This window comes from Chryseobacterium oryctis (genome assembly GCF_025971925.1).
Taxonomy (GTDB): Bacteria; Bacteroidota; Bacteroidia; order Flavobacteriales; family Weeksellaceae; genus Chryseobacterium; species Chryseobacterium oryctis.
Map to the genome: position 1 here is coordinate 312,856 of NZ_JAPDHV010000002.1, position 17,555 is coordinate 330,410.

General features: G+C 31.5%; 20 protein-coding genes. 5 read left to right on the forward strand and 15 right to left on the reverse strand.

Annotated elements, in window-relative coordinates; all coding sequences use genetic code 11:
• Positions 1 to 83 precede the first annotated feature (83 nt).
• The gene (locus OH806_RS05210; protein WP_264742611.1) at positions 84 to 974 is read left to right on the forward strand and encodes a DNA adenine methylase; all 891 of its coding nucleotides are present in this window, start codon (positions 84 to 86) and stop codon (positions 972 to 974) included.
• Positions 975 to 976: 2 nt separating this feature from the next.
• On the opposite strand, the gene OH806_RS05215 is transcribed toward OH806_RS05210, so the two are convergent.
• From OH806_RS05215 to OH806_RS05235, 5 genes are all read right to left on the reverse strand, one after another.
• Entirely contained in the window at positions 977 to 1,459 is a 483-nt protein-coding gene (locus tag OH806_RS05215) for a DUF7004 family protein (RefSeq protein WP_264742612.1), read from the reverse strand.
• Positions 1,460 to 1,578: 119 nt separating this feature from the next.
• The gene (locus OH806_RS05220; RefSeq protein ID WP_264742613.1) at positions 1,579 to 2,544 is read right to left on the reverse strand and encodes a glycosyltransferase family 9 protein; all 966 of its coding nucleotides are present in this window, start codon (positions 2,542 to 2,544) and stop codon (positions 1,579 to 1,581) included.
• A 2-nt stretch (positions 2,545 to 2,546) separates the two neighbouring features.
• Positions 2,547 to 2,966: a SufE family protein gene (locus OH806_RS05225; RefSeq protein WP_264742614.1), complete on the reverse strand. Its 420-nt coding sequence runs from the start codon at positions 2,964 to 2,966 to the stop codon at positions 2,547 to 2,549.
• A gap of 89 nt (positions 2,967 to 3,055) precedes the next feature.
• On the reverse strand, positions 3,056 to 4,150 hold the full coding sequence (locus OH806_RS05230) for a glycosyltransferase (RefSeq protein ID WP_264742615.1): 1,095 nt from the start codon (positions 4,148 to 4,150) through the stop codon (positions 3,056 to 3,058).
• 3 nt (positions 4,151 to 4,153) lie between these two features.
• A complete protein-coding gene (locus tag OH806_RS05235) occupies positions 4,154 to 4,378 on the reverse strand; it encodes a uroporphyrinogen decarboxylase (protein ID WP_264742616.1) in 225 nt (74 codons plus the stop codon).
• 152 nt (positions 4,379 to 4,530) lie between these two features.
• On the opposite strand from OH806_RS05235, the gene OH806_RS05240 reads away from it, so the two are divergent.
• On the forward strand, positions 4,531 to 7,065 hold the full coding sequence (locus OH806_RS05240; protein ID WP_264742617.1) for an ATP-dependent Clp protease ATP-binding subunit: 2,535 nt from the start codon (positions 4,531 to 4,533) through the stop codon (positions 7,063 to 7,065).
• Positions 7,066 to 7,127: 62 nt separating this feature from the next.
• On the opposite strand, the gene OH806_RS05245 is transcribed toward OH806_RS05240, so the two are convergent.
• Positions 7,128 to 7,655, reverse strand: coding sequence for a hypothetical protein (locus OH806_RS05245; RefSeq protein ID WP_264742618.1), 528 nt, complete (start codon positions 7,653 to 7,655; stop codon positions 7,128 to 7,130).
• Positions 7,656 to 7,769: 114 nt separating this feature from the next.
• Between OH806_RS05245 and mnmA the strand changes: the two genes are divergently transcribed.
• Positions 7,770 to 8,957, forward strand: a complete 1,188-nt coding sequence (mnmA, locus tag OH806_RS05250; RefSeq protein ID WP_264742619.1) for a tRNA 2-thiouridine(34) synthase MnmA — start codon at positions 7,770 to 7,772, stop codon at positions 8,955 to 8,957.
• A gap of 81 nt (positions 8,958 to 9,038) precedes the next feature.
• Here the strand turns inward: mnmA and OH806_RS05255 are convergent, their stop codons facing one another.
• Together OH806_RS05255 and OH806_RS05260 are read right to left on the reverse strand one after the other, a co-directional pair.
• Positions 9,039 to 9,389, reverse strand: coding sequence for a hypothetical protein (locus OH806_RS05255; protein WP_264742620.1), 351 nt, complete (start codon positions 9,387 to 9,389; stop codon positions 9,039 to 9,041).
• 17 nt (positions 9,390 to 9,406) lie between these two features.
• Complete coding sequence (locus OH806_RS05260; protein WP_264742621.1) at positions 9,407 to 10,138, reverse strand: glycine-rich domain-containing protein; 732 nt, start codon at positions 10,136 to 10,138, stop codon at positions 9,407 to 9,409.
• 115 nt (positions 10,139 to 10,253) lie between these two features.
• On the opposite strand from OH806_RS05260, the gene OH806_RS05265 reads away from it, so the two are divergent.
• On the forward strand, positions 10,254 to 10,685 hold the full coding sequence (locus OH806_RS05265; protein WP_264742622.1) for a hypothetical protein: 432 nt from the start codon (positions 10,254 to 10,256) through the stop codon (positions 10,683 to 10,685).
• Between the two features lie 30 nt (positions 10,686 to 10,715).
• Positions 10,716 to 11,150 carry a hypothetical protein gene (locus tag OH806_RS05270; protein ID WP_264742623.1) on the forward strand — a complete coding sequence of 145 codons (435 nt, stop codon included), beginning with the start codon at positions 10,716 to 10,718 and terminating at the stop codon, positions 11,148 to 11,150.
• Here OH806_RS05270 and OH806_RS05275 read toward each other — a convergent pair whose 3' ends face one another.
• From OH806_RS05275 to OH806_RS05305, 7 genes are all read right to left on the reverse strand, one after another.
• On the reverse strand, positions 11,151 to 11,894 hold the full coding sequence (locus OH806_RS05275; protein WP_264742624.1) for a LytR/AlgR family response regulator transcription factor: 744 nt from the start codon (positions 11,892 to 11,894) through the stop codon (positions 11,151 to 11,153).
• 64 nt (positions 11,895 to 11,958) lie between these two features.
• Positions 11,959 to 12,228, reverse strand: a complete 270-nt coding sequence (locus OH806_RS05280; protein WP_264742625.1) for a 2TM domain-containing protein — start codon at positions 12,226 to 12,228, stop codon at positions 11,959 to 11,961.
• A 32-nt stretch (positions 12,229 to 12,260) separates the two neighbouring features.
• Positions 12,261 to 12,557: a 2TM domain-containing protein gene (locus OH806_RS05285; protein ID WP_264742626.1), complete on the reverse strand. Its 297-nt coding sequence runs from the start codon at positions 12,555 to 12,557 to the stop codon at positions 12,261 to 12,263.
• Between the two features lie 171 nt (positions 12,558 to 12,728).
• Positions 12,729 to 13,034: a 2TM domain-containing protein gene (locus OH806_RS05290; protein WP_264742627.1), complete on the reverse strand. Its 306-nt coding sequence runs from the start codon at positions 13,032 to 13,034 to the stop codon at positions 12,729 to 12,731.
• A gap of 11 nt (positions 13,035 to 13,045) precedes the next feature.
• Positions 13,046 to 14,362, reverse strand: coding sequence for a 2TM domain-containing protein (locus tag OH806_RS05295; RefSeq protein ID WP_264742628.1), 1,317 nt, complete (start codon positions 14,360 to 14,362; stop codon positions 13,046 to 13,048).
• Between the two features lie 139 nt (positions 14,363 to 14,501).
• Complete coding sequence (locus OH806_RS05300; protein WP_264742629.1) at positions 14,502 to 15,155, reverse strand: hypothetical protein; 654 nt, start codon at positions 15,153 to 15,155, stop codon at positions 14,502 to 14,504.
• A gap of 71 nt (positions 15,156 to 15,226) precedes the next feature.
• Positions 15,227 to 17,461 carry a TonB-dependent receptor gene (locus tag OH806_RS05305; RefSeq protein ID WP_264742630.1) on the reverse strand — a complete coding sequence of 745 codons (2,235 nt, stop codon included), beginning with the start codon at positions 17,459 to 17,461 and terminating at the stop codon, positions 15,227 to 15,229.
• Positions 17,462 to 17,555 lie beyond the last annotated feature (94 nt).

The window sequence follows — 17,555 nt, forward strand, 5'->3', positions numbered from 1 at the left end:
TGTATTTATTTAATGTCACATTTTTAATACCTTTGAATCTTTCTTTCCTTCCTTTTTTAAAGGAATTTTTTTTGGAATAATTAATGAAAAACAGCAATATAAAACCTTTCTTGAAATGGGCAGGCGGAAAATCTCAGCTTATGGAATCCTTGATAGGGAATCTTCCATCTGATTTTGATTCCTTCGACACCTATATTGAGCCTTTTATTGGAAGCGGAGCAATGCTTTTCAAAGTTGGTTGCCAATTCAAAAACATCAAAAAGTTTGTTATTGCTGACAAAAATGAAAAATTAGTCAACACGTACCTAAGTATTAAATATGACTTCAAAAATTTCATTAATGAGCTGGAGAAACTCAAAAACACCCACAATTCCATTGACAATATAGACGAAAAAAGAGATTTTTTCTTAGAAAACAGAGCAATATTCAACTCAGAAATAAATGAAAAACACAAACAGGCAGCTTTATTCATTTATTTGAATAAAACTTGTTTTAATGGTCTGTATCGTGTTAACAAAAAAAATGAGTTCAATGTTCCTTTCGGAAAGCACAAAAACCCCGGAATTTATGATTTCGAAAATCTTAAAAACATCCATAAGTTTCTAAAAAAGGTAACTATTCTTAATGCCGATTATAGTAAAACGGAAAAATACATCAACGGAAAAACATTTTTCTATTTCGACCCTCCGTATAAGCCTTTAACAAAAACAGCTTCTTTCAATTCTTATAATTTCGAAATTTTTTCTGATTCGGAACAGGAAAGATTATCTGATTTTTGTAAAAAAATCAATCAAAAAAAAGACGTTTTTTGGCTATTAAGCAATTCAGATATGAAAAACATTGATATTGAAAATCAGTACTTTGATGATTTATACAAAGATTTTAACATTGAAAGGGTTTTAGCAAAAAGAAGTATTAATTCTAAAGGAACAGCAAGAGGGAATATTACAGAACTTTTAATCAAAAATTATTAGTCTCAAAATCCATATTTTTTACATTCTTCATCTAAGATTCTCCATCCTTTGCCTCTGCTAAAGTCAGCAGCTTCATCAATTCCAAAATTTTCTTTTAAAAGCTGATGAATTCCTAACATTTTGATTCTTTTTCCTAGCTTCGTATTGGCTTTTTTCTCCTCCGCAATCATCCCACAATAAACAACAATAAAAGTAATCTCTATTTGCAATGCATCTTCCCCATATTTTTGACAAATAAACTCTATATCATGTAATATTTTTTCATCAAATTCATTTGTTGTCTTGTGGAAAATATCCATCAAATCATCATAAACTGTTATATATTTTTTACTAGAATCTAACAAATGTTTAAAATAAAACTTATCCGTTGGAGCAAACTTTTTTACTTCCCTAGGCTCACATTCATAGAAAATGCACCATTTATCAAAATTTCCTTTATCATAAAAAAGCCTTCCTCCGTTATTAAACTCTTTAATAATTTTCATAGCGATTTAGTTTTCAACAATATAAAACTTTTTTCGAAAACTAAATATTATTCAAAAAAATAACACTGAAGAATAAGTTTATGCATAAATAAACCCTTCCAAAAAATGAAAGGGCTTATTTAAATTTTATCTATAATTTTCTGAATATTAAGCTCTTCCAAACAAGCCCAATCTCCACGATAACATTCTTTATCTCCAAAAACCGAGCAAGGTCTGCATGTAAGATCTTTTACCTGAACAACATCCTTTTCGCTCTGTCCGAATCCTAAAAACCCGGCATAAGGATGTGTTGCTCCCCAAACTGAAATACATCTCGTCCCAACAAGACTCGCCAAATGCATATTTGCGGAATCCATCGAAATCATTAATTCTAATTCGGAAATTTTTTGAAGTTCATCTTTAAGGCAAAGTTTTCCTGCTAAACTAAAAGTATTTGGAATTTCTTTTTCCCATTTTTCCAATGTTTCTACTTCTTTTTTACCTCCACCGAAAAAATATATTGTATATTTCTGAGACAACACTCTTACTAACTCGTAAGACTTTTCTAAAGGAAGCATTTTACCTTTATGTTGGGCAAAAGGAGCAAAACCAATCCCTGCTTTTTCCACTGAAACCGGTCTCAATTGATGAGAAAGTTGCACCTTATACCCCATTTCACGGAATACATCTGCATAACGTTCCACGGTTGTTTTAAGTTGTACTTTTTCAAGATTCCAAATATCTGTAAGGCGCTCTTTTTCTTCCTTTCCTTTATTGATTTTAAAAACTTTGAGCCCTCTTCTTCTGTATATTTTATCCAGAATTTTTGTTCTGATTACATCGTGAAGATTTGCTATCAAATCCGGATTAAACTCTTTAACCAATTCATTAGCCAGCCTTCTCAGTCCAAAGAAACCTTTATAATCATCCAAATTGATTCCTTTGAATATAACATTCGGAATATCAGCAAATAAGCTTTCAAAATTATTTCTGGAAACCATAACAATTTCCACATCAGTATTCTGTTCCAAAAACTCACGGAAAACCGGAGCTGTCATTGCAACATCACCAAAAGCCGAAAAACGATATGCTAAAATTCTTGTCACGACTACGTCTTGAGTTGATATGCAACAGCGTAAAACTTAATTTGTTTTGTCATAGCCATTAATCCGTTGGCTCTAGAAGGAGAAAGAAATTCCTGTAATCCTATTTCAGAAATAAATTCGAAATCAGAGTCTAAAATTTCCTGAGTAGAATGACCACTGTAAATACTAACTAAGAGTGAAACAATTCCTTTCGGTAAAATACCATCAGAATCTGCATCAAAAAATAATTTTCCATCCTTAAACTCTGCATCAATCCAAACTTTACTTTGACAACCTTTAATAAGATTTTCTTCAGTTTTTTTATCTTCAGAAAGACCTTTCAATTCTTTTCCAAGGTCAATAATGTATTCATATTTTTGTTCCCAATCTTCAAGAAACGCAAATTCATCAATTATTTCTTGCTGTTTTTCTTTAATGGTCATTTTAAAATTTCTTTCCGCAAAGATAACCAATTTATAAAAGATAATTTAACACTGATTTAATCTGAAATCTATTTATAATTATTTTTTTCCTAAGATATTTTTTGAAAAACTTCTAACAGTTTCTTTTCTTCATTTTCCCAACAAAGAATTTCTGCGGCTTTTTCCAGTTCCTGTTGATATTCTTTTCTTCCTTTATCTAAAATTTTTTTAATGGCTTTTGAAATATTTTCGGGTTGATGGTTATCAATAATTTCACCTACATTAAATCTACTTTTGATGTTTTGCATTTCGGGAAGATTTGATAAAATCAAAGGAACTCTTGCCTGAATACAATCTAAAACTTTATTCGGCAATGAATAATAATAGCTCTCACCACCATTCTCTTCGATGCTCATTCCACAATCTGCCATTAACGTTACTTTTCTTAAATCTTCAGGTAATAATTTTCCTAAAAACTGAACTTTATCCTGAAGATTCTCTGCAATTACCAAATCTTCATATTCTTTTTTTCTTGGTCCATCACCAGCAATTTTGAAAATTACATTATCCAAATAATGCATAGCCAAAATAGCTTTGTCAATTCCACGAAAAGGATTAATTACTCCTTGATACAAAAGAATTTTAGGATTATTTTCAGGAATTTCTATAACAGAATTTATTTTTCTGGGAGCATTTTGAACAACAATAGGATTTACACTGTATTTATTTCGAAACCAATTGGCATATCCTGAACTTGCCGTAATCATAAATTGTATATTCGGAACTATTTTCTTTTCTAAATATCTCCAAAGTTTTTGTGACATTTTGCCTTGAATTGCAGGCATTTCCGAAAAAATTTCATGACTGTCAAAAACCAAAGGAATATTCAGATTTTTTGACAATAAATAATTCGGAAGTAAAGCATCTAAATCATTGGCATAAAGAATCGTATTATTATCTGTCCTATTCTTTAATTCTTTATATAACTTCCAATTAAATTCAAAATAGGCCGTCTTTAGACTTTTTGAAACCAAGTGTATTCTTGTAAAAGAATAAGGTCGGAACATTTTTTCCGCACCTCCCCAATCATTTCCTATCAATTCAATTTCATATCCGTTTTCATGCAATGTTTGGCAAATCTTTTCAATACGTTGATCTGTATATAAGTTACTGAATGCAGATATAATAACTTTTTTGCTCGTCATTCATTACTTCTTTTTATCCGCCAGAAGGTGATAGATCTGAATAAAACAGATTAATCCGTTCGGAATAATCACCGGCCAAAGCATCCCACTAAATATTCCGTAAATCACAAAACAGATACAGCCAACCATATTGACAATTCTTATTTTTCTTACATCTTTTAGAATAAAACTCAATACAATAAAAAGTGAAGCGGAATATCCGATATATGTAGCAATTTCGGGATTCATGGAGAAAAATTTAAGGATTACAAACTTAATCATTTTCAATAAGATAATAAAATTTTTTCTGCCATAAAGTCATTTATTGATTTTTGGTAAAATATTTGTAATTTAGATTATGAATAAGGGGCAATGTTGCCTTTATTCTAATGAGATATATTATGGATTATAAGTTTTCACAAGGTTTGAGCCAAGTATTCAAACAAAGCAAAAGCGAAGCGAAGAGGCTGAAAAGTGAATTTCTTAATACAGAACATCTACTTTTAGGTATTATAAAAACAGAAAACTCTGCAAAAGAAATCCTTCAAAACCTTAATGCTGATTTAACACAAATCAGAAGAAAAATTGAAACTCTAAATACAGCAAGTCTTAATCCTATTTCTGAGGAGGTTACAAATATTTCTTTCACTAAAATGGCAGATCATGCTATTAAACGTGCAGAACTAGAGTGCAGACAATATAAAAGCTCTGAAATTAATACCGTTCATTTGCTTTTAGGCATTCTTTATAAATATGAGGACCCTACTTCAAATATTCTAGGAGCTTACGACATTGATTATGAAGGAGTATCAAAAGAGTACCAAACAATGCTTAAAAATTCAGGACAGGCGCCACAAATGAGTGCTTATGATGATGATGATGAAAGAGAGGATTTTGAGCAAATGAGAAAACCTACAGGAAATTTAGGTTCTGCAAAAAGCAAAACTCCAACTTTGGATAACTTTGGTAGAGACTTAACTTCTTTGGCAAGAGACGGGAAATTAGACCCTGTAATTGGTCGTGAAAAGGAAATCGAAAGAGTTTCTCAAATTTTATCGCGTAGAAAGAAAAACAACCCTCTTCTTATTGGAGAACCAGGAGTTGGTAAATCTGCAATTGCGGAAGGTTTAGCTTTGAGAATTCAGCAGAAGAAAGTTTCGAGAGTTCTTTACAACAAACGTGTTATCACTTTAGATTTAGCAAGTTTAGTTGCCGGAACAAAATATCGTGGTCAGTTTGAAGAAAGAATGAAGGCCATCATGACTGAGTTGGAGAAAAACAGAGATGTTATTCTTTTCATTGATGAGCTTCATACTATTGTTGGTGCAGGAAGTTCTACAGGAAGTCTAGATGCATCAAACATGTTCAAACCGGCTTTAGCAAGAGGAGAAATCCAATGCATCGGAGCAACTACTTTGGATGAGTATCGTCAGTATATTGAAAAAGATGGTGCTTTAGAAAGAAGATTCCAAAAAGTGATGGTTGAGCCAACTTCTATTGAGGAAACGGTTCAGATTTTAAATCAGATTAAAGATAAGTATGAAGAACATCATAATGTAATTTATACTCCTGAAGCGATTTTAGCATGTGTCAATTTGACATCAAGATATATTACAGACCGTTTCTTACCAGACAAAGCAATTGATGCGATGGATGAAGCTGGGTCTCGTGTTTATATTAAAAACATGAAAGTTCCTACAGAAATCATTGATTTTGAAAAGAAAATTGAGGATATCAAGGAATTAAAACAGAAAGCTGTAAAAGCTCAGGATTATCTTGAAGCCAGAAAACTGAAAGACGAAGAAGAAAGACTTCAAATGGAACTAAATTCTGCTCAAGATAAATGGGATAAAGATGTTAAAGAGAAAAAAGAAACCGTAACAGAAGAAAATGTCGCAGAAGTTGTTTCTATGATGAGTGGCGTTCCTGTAACGAAGGTTGGTAAAAACGAGCTTGATAAACTAGCTCAGATGGACAATAAACTGAACGGAAAAGTTATTGGTCAGGAAGACGCTGTGAAAAAAGTTGTGAAAGCAATTCAAAGAAACAGAGCAGGTCTTAAAGATCCTAACCGACCAATCGGTACATTCATTTTCTTAGGAACAACTGGTGTTGGTAAAACTGAGTTGGCTAAAGTAATGGCTCGTGAATTATTCGATTCTGATGAAGCTTTGATTAGAATTGATATGAGTGAATACATGGAAAAATTCGCAGTTTCAAGATTGGTTGGTGCGCCTCCAGGATACGTAGGTTATGAAGAAGGTGGACAATTAACTGAAGCGGTAAGAAGAAAACCTTATGCAGTGGTTCTTTTGGATGAGATCGAAAAAGCTCACCCCGATGTATTCAATATCTTGCTTCAAATTTTGGATGAAGGTCATGTTACAGACAGTTTAGGAAGAAAAATTGATTTTAGAAATACAATTATTATCCTTACTTCTAACATTGGAACAAGAGATCTTAAAGACTTCGGAGATGGTGTAGGATTTGGAACTTCCGCTAAGAAATCAAGCTCAGATACAAGAGCCAGAAGTACGATTGAAAATGCTCTTAAAAAAGCGTTTGCACCTGAATTCTTAAACAGAATTGATGACATTATTATCTTCAACTCTCTTGAGCAGACAGATATTAAGAAAATCATTGATCTTGAATTGGGTAAACTTTACAACAGACTTGAAAAATTAGGCTATAAAGTTGAATTAACTGAAGAAGCTAAGGACTTTATTTCTGAAAAAGGCTGGGATAAAGATTTCGGAGCTAGACCATTAAAAAGAGCTATCCAGAAATATATTGAAGATTTATTAGCAGAAATGTTGGTAAACAAGCAATTATCTGAAGGAGAAACAGTAGTTCTTGATCTAAATGAAGCTAAAGACGGATTGGTCGGCAAAACTTCAAAACCCAAAAAGTCTGCTGAAAAATCTTCTCAAGCATAAATAAATAGTTTAATTATAATAAAAAAGCATCGGAAAACCGATGCTTTTTTATTATCAATATTTTAAAGTCCCATTACAAAACCTATATTTGGAATCAAACCACTTGAAAAAACACTTGAATTTTCTTTCCAAAGTACGTTGTACATTACCCCAATTTGCATATAAGAATTATTCCCGATTCTCTGCATATAACCTCCTCCTAAGTATAAAGCAGTTTCTTCTTCATTCACTTTATAATCATAATATTTATCTTTATAATTAATGAAATAATGCTGAAGATTTGCCCCTACATAAAAAGACCTTGCAATATAATAGTTCGCAAAAGGACCAATCCCAAACATTGTAGAACGATAATAATTTGAAGTTTGCCAGGAAACACTTCCAACTACTCCTGCTTCAAGGTCATTTGTTAGTCTGTAACCAACTCTCGGGGAAGCCTGCAAATAAAAAGAACTCTGGCTTCCAAAACCCAAACCAATTCCTCCTCCAAAAGTCCATCTATTATTATCCTGTTGTGTTGTACCTACTAAAATCTGAGAAAATGCTAAACCAGAAATTAAAAGAACCAATGAAATAATACCCTTTTTCATAATATTGTTTTTTTCGATGCTTAAAATTATGGTTTTTTTACGAATTTTTTTAATTGTATTTTTGTCGAATCAAACTAAGAACTCCCGTTAAGAGTTTCGTAAAATTGAAATAAAATGAAAATAGTAGTTGGCCTCTCCGGAGGTGTAGATTCTAGCGTTACAGCATATCTGTTGCAACAACAGGGTCATGAAGTGGTGGCATTATTTATGAGAAACTGGAATGATGCTTCTGTAACATTGGAAGATGAATGTCCTTGGATTGAAGACAGTAATGATGCTTTAATGGTTGCTCAAAAATTAGGAATCCCATTTCAGGTAATTGATATGAGCGATCTTTACAAAGAGCGTATTGTAGATTATATGTTTGCTGAATACGAAAAAGGAAGAACTCCAAATCCCGATGTTTTATGTAACCGAGAAGTAAAATTTGACGTTTTTATGAAAACAGCAATGTCTTTAGGTGCAGATAAAGTAGCAACAGGGCATTATGCCAGAGTAACTTCAACTTTTGATGAAAACGGAAAAGAAACTTTTCATCTTTTAGCAGGAAAAGACAATAATAAAGACCAATCTTATTTTTTATGTCAGTTGAGCCAGGATCAATTGTCGAAAGCATTATTTCCTATCGGAGAACTTACTAAACCACAGGTAAGAGAAATTGCCAAAGAAATAGGATTAGTAACAGCTGATAAAAAAGATTCTCAAGGCTTATGCTTTATCGGAAAAGTAAGTTTACCACAGTTTTTACAACAGCAATTGACTCCAAAAGAAGGTGAAATTGTAGAAATTTTCAAAGATTCACCTCTTTTTGCGAAAGAATTACCAGAATTTGCTTCAAAACAGGAAGAACTTGAGTTTTTAAGCCGAAAAATCAATTATAAAAAACCTGACGGAAAAGTAATTGGAAAACATCAGGGTGCTCAATTTTTCACTATCGGACAAAGCAAAGGACTAGGAATTGGCGGGCACAAAGAAAGCTGCTTTATCATCTCAAGAGATATGGAAAATAATATCCTTTTTGTTGGAGAAGGTCATCAGTTTCCTGGGTTATTAAAAAGAGCTTTAAAAATTGATAATTCTGAATTACACTGGGTTCGCGAAGATTTAAAATTGAAAAATGGTGAATCAATGGAAGTAATGGCAAGATTCAGATACAGACAACCTTTGCAAAAAGCAACTTTATATCAGTTTGAAGAAGCATTTTATGTTGAATTTGAAGAACCACAATCTGCCATCGCCGAAGGTCAGTTTGCGGCTTGGTATATTGATGAGGAACTTTTAGGAAGCGGTGTGATTTCGTAGATTAAATTTAACCAACTAAGAATACATAATCCCGAAGCAATTAACGTTTCGGGGTTATTTTTGGAATAATTTGTCATAAAATCATTTCATCTTATTATTTAATTCAACCAATTTAAACAACAGAAATACAATTAATTCCACAGCTAATATCCCAATCAAAAAACCTACCGGTTTTCCTAAAACAATTCCTCTTATTAATTTTATAACTCCCAATAAGAAAATAGATATCATAATCCAAGCTGTAGTTTTTGAAATCTTTTCTCTTAAGGTTTTTAGTCCAAGAATTGACATATAAAATCCCATAAGGAGAATGAGATAGAACTGCAGAAAATAAGGTCCTCGCAAAGTAATTGGATTAAGCGTATGATTCACCAAAATAAGCCAGACAAAACTTATCACTATAGGAACTGAATGGATGATTATTTTTCTCATAATTTTTTGCTTTTATATCAATCTCCTCCACCACCGCAGCCTCCGCAACCACTACCACAACTGCTTCCACAAGAACTGCTGCTGCAACTTGATGAACTTCCTCCACAACTTCCCCATGAATCTCCGTCTCCTTTATTTTTATCTTTTTTATCATTTTTGAATGAGCCTGAAATAAAAAAAATAACTACAAAAATTATAAAACCCATCAAACCCGAAAAAAATAAGTTATCTGAGTCTTTTGAACATGAATTTAAAATAAAAAACAATGATAGAACTGAAAGCATTCCAACACCTTTTAACCAAAATCTTCTATTTTTAGATTTTTCTTTTTTCTTCCAGATTTCTTCCGGAGGTTCCTGCCCAAAGATTTCCCTATAGCTTTGCAATGTATCTTCAAACCAATTTATATGTTTCAATTTTTCTTCTGAACCTCCTTTTGATGGGTTATGATGAAGCTTTTGTTGAAGAATAATAGGGCAAAATTTTTCCCAGTAATTTTGTGTATAGATGAGATGCATATGCCATACTTTATCTACAATTTCGCTCGGCGAAGCTCCATTGGGAAGAATACAGCACAGATAAACAAATTTTTTATATTCGTCTATCGCTTTTTGAGTAAAACCTGAACTCCAGTTTTCTTCTTTTGCCAATTTTTTTGAGAAAGGAAAATCTGAATTAGTATCATCTATGGAAAAACTCTGAATCCTGTTCCAAAGAGAATCATTTTTTAATAATTTTTTTGTTTCCATTGTTTTGTCTTTTAATTTCTACTCAAATATCTTTGCTTATTGAAATATAAAAGTCTTGGGAAAATATTTTTGAGACTTAAAAAAATCTTATATTAGTCTTAAATATAAAATTCTGATGAAAAAAGAAGATATTCTACATTTAGAAAAGCTGATGAACTTTTTGAGTATGCATTTTTTAAAGAAAAATCATTGGCAAGATGTTACCAAAACGGAATGGTCTTATATTGTTTCAGAACTAAATGATTTAATAATCACTGAAAATTCTGAGAAAAACATCAAAAAGAAACCTGATTTACTAGGTTCAAACTATCTATATGAACACTTGATAATCAATAAACTAAAGAAATATTACAAAAACGAAAACACAATATTAAGCAAACCCAATCTGGCAAAACTAAGTCTGATTGTAAAGGTGTTGGGTTATTCAAATTATATAGATTTTATCAATACAAATACTGAAACTTTCAATTTCAATGATTTGAAAATAGAGATGCACAATGTAAAGCAAAATACAGAGCTTTTAGACAGTTTAGTTGGTTGTTGGTAATCTTATAACAGAAACCTTCCTGAAAACCCTTTGCAGGCAAAAGATAACCGAATCTGGCGCTCTGCAACAGAAGTCTATAAGTCTGAAACTACAGGAGAGTATCTTATAGAAAGAAGCGGAGGTGACAGACATAAATATTTTGGAAAAGTAACTGCCTATTCAGATTATGTTTTTATCATCATGAACAGTAATACTTTCATACGCCAAAGACATTTTATTTCAAGAATAAAAGATATCAAGGAAAAACTTAAAAATCCAGATTACAAGCTCCATGAATTGCATTTTATAAGTACATGTATTAGTTTTAACCAAGAGCCGATTGCTCTGTTCGAAATATTCCAAAAAGTAGACAGAAAGACTTTTATAACAGACTCAATAAGTTTCCCTATCGACAGTGATGAAATACCCAAGTCAATTATAAAACAGCTTGAAGACACAGAATCTAACAGAATAGATTACAAATAATTAACCAATCAACCAATCTTTAAAATCTTTCACCCTGTCTCTACTCACCGTAATCTCTTCTTGTGGCTGAAACTCTAACTCAACTTTATAGTTGGGTGAAGTGTGAATATTTTTGATATAATCTGAATTAATGATAAACTGCCGATTTACCCTAAAAAATTTCTTCTCATCCAATACATCTTCAAGTTCATCTAAAGTAAAATCTGACGGATAAGTCCTCTCTTTCGTCTGAAGATATACGATTTTATTTTCGCTGTAAAAACAGCTTACTTCATTCGTCTGAACAATTTTCAGGTTATATCCTATCTTAACCAAAATTCTGGAAAGCGTAGTTTTATCTTTCTTAATTAATTGCTTAATATCCTGTGAATTAACAGAATTATCCGTAGGAAGAAAAGATTTAAACTTATCAATTGCATTCTGCAAATCCTCATTCAAAATCGGTTTCAAAAGATAATCAATACTATTTAATTTGAATGCTTTTAAAGTATATTGGTCAAAAGCTGTAGTATAAATAATAAAACCTTTTGTCGGAACTTTCTCAAAAATATCGAAAGATAATCCGTCTCCTAAAACAATATCCGAAAAAATAAGTTGCGGTTGTTCATTTTCAGAAAACCATCGAACGCCTTCTTCTACAGATTCTACCTTGCCAACAACTTCAATATCAGTAAATTCGCTCAACATTCTCTCCAATTTTCTCAAAGCTGGTTTTTCGTCTTCAATAATGACTGTTTTTATCATCAAATTCCGGTTTTAGTTTTAAAATTCAGAAATAAAAATACTTAAAAGTTATCGGTTTTTATAATTAAAAATTCTCTTTACTCTTTTCTATTTCTTTTTGCATTACTTTTCTCTCCCATTCAGAATCTAAGACGAATAGTTTTACAGCTTTCACAACTAAAATAATTGCCCAAATTGTTAAAATTAATGACCCATGAAATAAAGACAAATTTATCTTTCCATTTTCAAAAACACGGTTAAAAAATATAAATAATGCTACGATTCCGAACCATGTAAGGTTCTTGTAGAATTTTCTCAGGTCATTTACTCTTTGTTGTGCTTGGTTATAGTTCATTTTGATATGTTTTTAAGATTATTTTAGTTTATTTAAAGAGTTTTGTTGTTTTTTCTCTCCTGTTCCATCAATTCTTTGATTTTTCTTTCTTCCCAATGTTTTCCTATTCCGAAAGTATTAATTGCGTGAGCCGCAATACCTATTCCCCAACCCAACATCGGCCAGAAAAACCATAAATAATTTCTGTCTGTGAGAATATTTACAGCTGCTAAAAAAGGAATTACCAAACAATAAGAAGTAAGATTTCCATAGAATCCTTTCAGTTCTTTTACTCTTTTTGCCGCTTTTTGATAAGCTAAATTTTCGTTGGTATTGAATGTTGTTTCCATAATTTCTAAGTTTTTAAACCTGTTTTGTCCGTTTTATTGATACAAATGTATGCCCGAAAACCACCCCAAATCAATTTTATATGACCGAACCGTAGAAAATAACACCTGAATTGTAAAAATCCCGACTCAATGGAGAACCGGGATTTTAATTTTATACTATTTTCTTTGTATTTAGTACTTATTTTCGTCTTCCATCAACTGTTTTACTTTTCTTTCTTCCCAATTTTTACCTAAGAAAAACCCAGGAATAAAAACTACCATTCCGTAAATAAGTAAACCCATTCCCCAGAAAAAAGGAAGTGCAAAATATTTTAATTCCCAAATTGTTTGTTCTGCCTTTAATGCTTTGTAATTCAAGAATAAAATAAAAATATTCACAAATACATAAATAATAACAGACATATAAAAACTTTTTATTTTTTTCACTCTTTTTTCTGCCTCTTTATATCGAATATCATTTTGACTAATATTTTCCATGATTGTAAGTTTTATTTTTTGTTTTGTTTTTCTAAAATTTCTCTGATTTTCTTTTCTTCCCAGTTTTTACCCATCGCAAACACACTCATTCCGTGAGCAACAACACCTATTCCCCAGCCCAACATCGGAAAATAAAACCAAAGCGATTTCGGGCTTGTTATAAGATTTAGAATAACCAAAAACGGAATCACAATACAATAAGAAATAAGATTCCCATAGAAACTTTTTATTTCTTTTACTCTTTTTTGAGCTCTTTCATAAGCCATATCATTATTTTCTGTTTTTATATTGATAACATTAGGCTTAGATTCCAATACAGGAAGTTTTACTTTAAAATAATCTTCAGATTTTTCAATAAAAACATTTCGTTTGGTAAGCAAAGAATATCGCTGAACAATATTTGCCAAGCCAATACCCGAACTTTCTTTTATCTGCTCTCTCACCTGCAAATTATTCTCAATACAAAGTGTTCCGTTTTCAGAGAAAATTTTGATATTTAACGGTTTTGAAGAAGTTGCAAAATTGTGTTTAATACAGTTTTCTAAAAGCAATTGTAACGAAAGAGGAACCACAAATAATCGGTAATCTTCTTTTTTAACATCAAAAACAAAATCCACACTATCTTCAAATCTTGTTTTCAGCAAATCGCAATAGGTTTTGGCAAATTCTATCTCATCTTCTACAGTTACCAATTCTTTATCTTTTTGTTCCAAAACATATCTGTAAATCTTTGACATTGAAGCAGTAAACTTCTGAGCCTGATTCGGATTTTCATCAATTAACGAACTTAAAACATTTAAAGAATTGAAAAGAAAATGTGGGTCAAGCTGGTTTTTAAGGCTTTCAAACTGTGCATTGGCAGATTTTGCAATCAATTTCTGCTCAACAACCTCTTTTTTGGAAGTTTTTTTCAGCTCTTCCATAAAGTTCTTCGCATGAAGAAAAGCAGAAATCAATAAAGCTATATTTATCGTAAACCAATTGGCATAATTGTATTTTCCTGAAAAATATTCTTCCGTAGTTGCCGACTTTTGGAATACGACAAAGTTCATGTAATTACAGAAATAGACTAAAATAATATTAATGATAAGAATAGAAACAATGCTTATAACAGCACGTTTTGTGGTGGTTTCGGACCAAGGAAATTTTTTATTCAGAAAATCATTAAGAAGCCCGTTTCCTATCCCCAAAACGAACGAATACATGGATGAAATAAGTATTGTAAACAAAAAACCTTCAATATTCTTCTCATCTGTGAATACAAAGAAGAAAAACAAGGATGTTGCTAATGATATCCAAATTAATGTTATAAAGTCTTTACGTTTCATTATCCGTTTTCTTGATTCAAAATTAGTTTTTATTAAAAGTATTAAAAATATTTTCTTGCCGAACAGTAGATTTTCATTACCGAATCGCACAAAAAAACCTTCTTTTGATAAGAAGGCTTTCAAATTATCTCGAATGTTTTTATTTTTTTGAATCTAAACTTAAAAAATACTCAGCTTCACCTTTTCCCCAATTTGGATCTAATGTCGTTTTGGGTTTGAAAGCATTAAATTTTTCCAAAGCTGTTTTAAACTGCTCCAAACCTTTTACTTTACTTCCACCATACTGCTCCGGCGTGAAATAAGTATCCTCTGCCTGAATTAAAGTAACTCTGGGATTGGTTGGGTCTAGTTTTTCTGCTAATTTTAGTTCTTCCATAGCTTTCATTCCGTCGGTCATATATCTTTCAGCAGGATTTTCCATCATTTTTAGAGAAAACACCATTTTTTTAAGCAAATGAATTTCAGAATTATCTTTTCCGGCAATAGTTTCAGCCTGATCCAAATATTTTTCAGCAATATTTGCCTGAGCCGAAAGTTCGGTCATTTTTCCATCTCTCATCAGAAGTCTTCCTTTCTGGATATAAGCAAAAGCAGCATAATAAGATGGCAACCATTCTTTTACTTCTTTTTTACCTATTCTATCAAAATCATTTGCCAAAACCTGAAAATCATCAACAGATTTACATGTTTCTAATTTGGCAATTTTCTCTATCATTATTTTTTCATAAGTACTCTGAGCAAAAGACGTTAAGCTCACAAAACCTAAAGCAAAGGTTAATAGATATTTTTTCATTTTTTCTATATTTTTTAATGTTGTTTTCTGTTTAATCAAAGATATATTTTTAGTTGAACTCTCATTGTTTTTTACAAATTATTATTGATTGCATCTTGAGTTTTATCTACTCCAAAACTTATAAAAACTCCCACAAAAGCAAATGTGTTTACTGGAGGAACAACCGCTGAACTTCTAGATCCGTCTTGTGAAAAATTGTATCCGTAAACATTTTTTGAACCTAAAATATTGGAAATACTCAAAACAAAAACCGTGAAAGATTTAGCATCTTTTTTTCCTAAATTCGGAAGATAATTAAAGCTCAGATTAAGCGCTTTGTAATCTTTTAATCTTCCTTCGTTTCGGGTAAAATTTACAAATTTGTCCCCTTCCATTTTGGTGGTGATATCGTAATAAGGACGTCCTTTTGCATAGGTATAAGAAAGGTTAACACCCAATTTCCATTCTGGGATAAATCTCTTTGCAACTGCAGAAACAGTGTGTTCTGAGGCAAAATTTGGTTTCAAACTCATCGGATAATTCATAAAATCTCTTTTAGAATCCAAGAATGAATAACTTAACCAATAATCTATATTTTTAAAAGTTTTCTTATCTCTCCAAAATAATTCCAATCCTTTTGCATAGCCATATCCTTGATTATTCAAAGCTGTCTGAATTTGGTTTTCCTGGGGATTAATCGTGAATGTTTTAATCAATTGGTCATATTTTTTGTAAAATGCTTCAAATCTTAAACTTCTTCCTTCTGAGCTCCTCTGAACCTGAAAAATATAATGTTGAGATTTTTGAAAATCTAAGTCGGCAGGAAAGTTAATATATTTACTTTCAGGATTTTGATAGAATAATCCGTAAGCAAATGAGGTTGTCCACTCTCTAGCCAAACGATACGCTAATGCAAAACGTGGAGCAACATTATTTTTATTCAAATAGGAAGAATTTTCTGCTCTTAAACCTATTTTCGTCGAAAAACGGTTACTAAACCCTAAATCTGTTTCTAAAAAAACAGAAGATATCAAATCTTTATAATTTTTGTTTACTTCTTCAAAATTTAATTTCTCATCGGTATTATTAAGCTCAAAACCTCCTCTTATTGCGCTTATTTTATTGATTTTTCTCTCTAAAACCGCTTTGAAGTTGATATAATTTCCATCATTCAGTAATTGGGATTTTTCGCCTTCTATTTTATTTTTTTCTGACGAAAAATTAAGGTTCGAACGATTATAAGAATAAGAAGCTCCTGCATTCAGTAAATATTTTCCGAATTTTTGTTTAAAAGATAGGTTGTGATAGGTATTTTTCCCTTTTAATCTTATCAAATTATATTCATCTTCATTTTCTAAGCTTGGTACTTTCACACCCATTTTATTAGAGTCGTACATTCCGTAATATTTAAAGAAACCTCCTGATTTTGTTTTGATTCTAAAATTAAAATCACCATTCAAACCTTGAGGGGCATCAATAAAATCTGTATTAAAACTAAATACTTTCTGCATCAAGCTTAGCAAAGAATATCCCAAAGATGCACCATAAGAACTGTTTTTGTTATTACCTAACTTTTGAAATCCTGCATTTAAGAATATTGGCGAAATTCCAAAATCATAAGAACTTTGATCCGGTAAATCAACACTCTCCAACATCAAAGCTCCTGAAAGAGCCTGACCATATAAAGCTGAATATCCTCCACTTGAAAAAATATTCCCTTTGAAAAGCGAAGTGTTAAATCTATCCCTTCCTGCAATTCCGGGAACTGAATTTGAGAAGTAATTATTAATCAAACTTCCATCCATAAAAATCTTAGATTCTGTACCTGTTCCTCCTCTAATGAATAATCCTTCTGTTTCGCCCACTTTCTGAACTCCTGGAAGATAATTTAAAGCTGAAGAAATCTGTCCGTCTGCTCCTGCTGTTGTGTAGATATCAATTGGTGTTAAAAGTGCTGTTGCTCTCTTTTTATCGCTTGCCTCAATAGAACCAGCAGAAACAACTACTGCATCTATTTCGCTAATCTGCTCCTTCAAATCGATATTCATTACAACATCCTGATTATCAATATTAATATTTTTTTCAACATCGATATATTTCGGATGTGTAAAAACTAATGAATGACTTCCTTTTTCTACGGTTTCAAAAGAAAAATTTCCGTTTGTATCTGTCGTTGCACCATCATAAGTATCTTTTAAAGTAACATTTACATCACCTATCCCTTTATTTCTAAAAATTACTTTTCCTGAAATTTTTACCTGTGCAAATTGCAATGTAAAAACTAAAAAGGAAATTAAAAAAAATATTTTTTGCTGTTGAGCTTTCATTGTTATTAAATTTCGAATCAAAAATAAGAGCAAAAACACTCTTATTCTTATTTTTTTTCACCGAACGGTTATTTTTCAATCCTGAATGGTAATT